At 31.0% G+C, this 4,162-nt stretch carries 4 protein-coding genes; all 4 read left to right on the top strand.

The annotated features are described in order from the left end of the window. Nucleotides 1-147 precede the first annotated feature (147 nt). Nucleotides 148-1,101 (top strand): hypothetical protein, encoded by a 954-nt coding sequence (locus ACI5KZ_RS14700; protein ID WP_406848078.1) that lies wholly within the window; start codon nt 148-150, stop codon nt 1,099-1,101. 857 nt (nt 1,102-1,958) lie between these two features. Continuing rightward, nucleotides 1,959-2,399: a hypothetical protein gene (locus tag ACI5KZ_RS14695; protein WP_406848077.1), complete on the top strand. Its 441-nt coding sequence runs from the start codon at nt 1,959-1,961 to the stop codon at nt 2,397-2,399. Nucleotides 2,400-2,538: 139 nt separating this feature from the next. Next, nucleotides 2,539-3,276, top strand: coding sequence for a hypothetical protein (locus tag ACI5KZ_RS14690; RefSeq protein WP_406848076.1), 738 nt, complete (start codon nt 2,539-2,541; stop codon nt 3,274-3,276). Nucleotides 3,277-3,435: 159 nt separating this feature from the next. Next, entirely contained in the window at nt 3,436-3,903 is a 468-nt protein-coding gene (locus tag ACI5KZ_RS14685) for a hypothetical protein (protein WP_406848075.1), read from the top strand. The last annotated feature ends 259 nt before the right edge of the window (nt 3,904-4,162 follow it).

Genomic DNA, 4,162 nt, shown 5'->3' with positions numbered 1-4,162 from the left:
CACTGTGTATAAAAAATGCTTATTTTAGTGCTTAACCAATAGAAAGTGCGTGTTTGCTTTCTTCCGATTTTCGTTCCGAAAATCCTCTGACACAAACACGCACTTTTCATACACGAAACCGTTGTGCATAATTAATTAAGATATAATATGAAAAGAATTTATTTGTTAGGTATTTTACTTGTGAGTTTTTCTCAACATGGAAATTGTACTCAAAAGTTAACGGAAGTTATTCAATTTGCATCAGTAGAAAAGTCTCAAATGCTTTTGTCCCAAGAAGACGACTTTACAGATCGTTGGAGCCCTTTAGATATTGATATCCGGATGCAAAAAGCAAATAGCACAAAAGAAGAATTGTTAGCATATATCCCTACTCAAGCCTTGGAATGGGATGATAAAGATAAGCGTCTCTTGTATTCAATAATTGAGAAAATTGATACAGAAATTTTCAGTCAGGGATATAAATTAAATATTCCTGACACTATATTTTTTATAAAAACAACAATGGATGAAGAGTTTAAAGGAGCCTCAGGATATACAAGAACTAACTATATAATACTAAATACTGATAAAATAAAAGTATCTAATGATATGCTTGAACACGTCATAATACATGAACTTTTCCATGTATTATCCAGGCATGATCCTGAATTCCGGTCGAAAATGTATGGTCTTATCGGTTTTAAGATGATTAATGAGATTCGATTGCCTAATGATTTACAGGTTATGAAACTTACAAACCCCGATGCTCCCTATATCGACAGTTACATTCAGCTTGAATATGACAATCAACCTGTTAAATGCGCCATGATTAACTACTCTAAAAAAAGTTATAGAGAAGGTACTATCAAGGAATATTTAAATATTGGTTTCTTAAAATTAACAGATTCAGAAGAATATAAAATTGATTATATCGATGAGAAACCGATGATTTATTCAATTCAGGAAGTATCTGATTTTTTCGAGCAGGTTGGAAAAAACACAAATTATTTAATATCCCCTGAGGAAATATTGGCTGAAAATTTCACACACATATTACTAAATAAGAAAGACCTTCCAAATCCCGAGATCATTGATAAGATAAAAAAAATATTGAGGGAATAACTATGCACAACAACGTATAAAATTAATTGCTCGGTACGAGCCTGCTTACGAAAATCCTCGCGGATTTTCTATTCGGTTTGTATTTGCTAAATTCGTTGCTAAACCACGCAACTAATCTTATACAAGACCGTTGGCAGCCATTAAATACTGAGCGCTAACCATTTATATAAGATATATATGAAATTTGAAAAAATTCTAAAGAAAATACTGATCTGGTTACCTTCGATCATAATAACATTATTTTTTATCCCAAACGCTTTAGATAAAATATTTAATTCTAGTCAAACGGATAAAATTGTTGCAAATAGTGCTGTAATGATTACTACTGGTATTTTTCTTTTGATAGCAACTGCTCTGTTTTTGTATAACAAAACCATACTTATCGGAACGACTCTTTTAGCTCTCTATATGACCTTAATTGTATTTATCCATATGTACAAAGGGAAACCTTATGAAGTAACCATTCTGATAGTTATGGCAACAATATTCGCTTCATATATTAGAAAACCGAAAATCTTTAATCATAACTAGAAATAAACGGCAGCCAACAATGTATATTAATCATGGCTTTTGCGGTAATTGAATTAAAAATCTTACAAATAATTAACTATATTGTATATCGGAAAAAATCGTTAAGCTTACTCTTCTGAGCCTCACGCAACTCTGACAAATTTGTAACAAAGAATAATGTGCAAAGGGTATCGTTGCTTCAAGCCGCACAGCAAGCCAGGCGCCACGATTATTATACAATTCCGTTAGCCACAAGTTGACCAGACCAACAAAATTTAGTAATAAATTCAAGTTTTTAGATTTTTAATGAACGAATTTCAATCCGAAAATATAACTGAAATCAAAAAATGAAAATCCTGATTGAAAAACCATATCTGATTTTTTGGACATCAATTCCAATAATAATTTTGTTTGGAATTTTAACTAAAGCCGATTCTTTCGGATTTAACATTCACGATACTTATTTTGTAATTGGAATTAATCATTTAATAATTTTAATTTCAATACTTTTTGGAATAATCGGACTTGGATATTGGATTGTGCTAAAAGCCAACAGAAGGTTATCCAAATGGCTGAATTTGATTCATATTACGCTGACTTTTGGCGGAATTTTACTCATATGGATTTTAGCTCAACTTTTCCGAGAATCAGTAATGGAATATGATTTTAATAATAATCTGACTTTTGGAATTTATTTAATAGCTTTAATTGCCATTTTCGGACAGTTAATTTATCCGATAAATATAATAAGCGGAATAATAAGAAAACGGAATAAAACCAGTGGCTAAGAACGTGTATAATTAATGGCTTGTTCTCGCCTACTTACGAAAATCCTCGCGGATTTTCTATTCGGTTTTTATTTGCTAAATTAGGTGCTTAAACACGCCACTAATCATACACAAGACCGTTGTACGCAAGTTAAAAAAAATGAGAGTAACATTAATTTTACTGACTTTATTCATAATCCAAACTACAAAAGGACAGAATAATCTTGCGGATTTAAATGCATATATTAAAAAAACAGAGAACATTTCTGAACTATCAAATTTAAAATCCGTCCAATTTGATTCTCTCTCAATATTATCGACATTTAATGAATTAGAAAGGCAAATTGATTTTGGGTTTAAGCATCACCGAATTTTAATTGTGCCATATTCAGGTTCGGATTTGAAATTAAATTTGGTTTCAAAAAACGGAGAAATTCAGATTACTTGGATTTCGGAATTTGATCCAAGCAATGACGTAAATTTTAATATCCTGAATGTCCCTAAAAATTCTGACTTTTTAAAAGAGTATGTTCAAAATCACAACGGATTTTATAAAACGGAACTGACTGAATCTGATTTTGAAAACCAAATTATTAATGAATATGTAGTCGGATTTGGCTGTAGCATTGATGGACTTACCGTTCCAAAAGAATCAAAAAAAATGTTGAAGTTAGTTAAGAGAAAAAATAGAGAAGAACTTAATAAATATTTGACATCATTTTCACCTGAATTACAAACTCTTGGAGCGATTGGACTATTGAAAATCGGTAAATTAACAAAAGAGCAAAAGAACATTATTAAACATCTAAAAAATAAAAACTCTGTGATTTATAGCTGTTCTGGTTGCTCATATGGGATTGGAGAAACATTTAGCGAACGAATTGAAAATTATGAATAAAAAACCTGCGTACAACACTGTATATAATTAATGGCTAGTTTTAGCTTACTTACGAAAATCCTCGCGGATTTTCTATCCAGTTTTTATTTGCTAAATTAGGTGCTTAAACACGCCACTAATCATATACAAAACCGTTAGGGCAAATTTGAGAAAAACCGAATGTTAGATATAATTGGAGAATTACTTTTTTGGCGCGAAGATTATAAATTTGCGAAACGGAAAAAAGCCAGACGTGAATTTGAAAAGGAAAATAATCTTCCGAAAAAATTAATGATTCATCCTGTTTGGAAATTATTCGGAATTTTTATGTTTTTTGTGCTAATAGCAAAATTAGTAATTGGACATTTCTTCTTTTCTGATTATGGAACAAAAAAAACGACTGAAAAAATAGCTGAAATTGAATTGATTCTTGAAAATGAAAAAAGCTCACTCGGAATCTATCCTGAAAAACTGAATATTATAATTAGAAATAATCCCTTAAGGAAAAACATTACGTCTGATTATTGGAACAACGAGTTTTTCTATGAACAAATTGAAAACGGACTTGGTTACGTTCTTATCTCAAAAGGTAAAGACGGAATTATAAAAACAGAAGACGATATTAACGGAATAAAAAACTTGCCCTAACACCGTGTATAATTAATTGCTTTGGTCGTTGCTTATTTGGAAAATTCCTTCGGAATTTTCTCGCGTTCGTTTTTGTTTACTAAATTAGTTGCTGAAACACGCAACTAACCATACACAAACACGTTACCCAACATTTTGACCCGTCCTAAAATAAGGCTACATAATTTTAAACATTATGTATAGAAATGACAAAGTAATTAGACGGTATTCAGAACCCTTTAAACTGAAAATTTTAGCCGAACTTACAACCGGAAAACAC

This window comes from Xanthomarina sp. GH4-25 (genome assembly GCF_045363175.1).
In the GTDB taxonomy this organism is placed as follows: Bacteria; Bacteroidota; Bacteroidia; order Flavobacteriales; family Flavobacteriaceae; genus Xanthomarina.
Note: the sequence above shows the minus strand (reverse complement) of the source record. Positions and strands in the feature narration are given on the sequence as shown.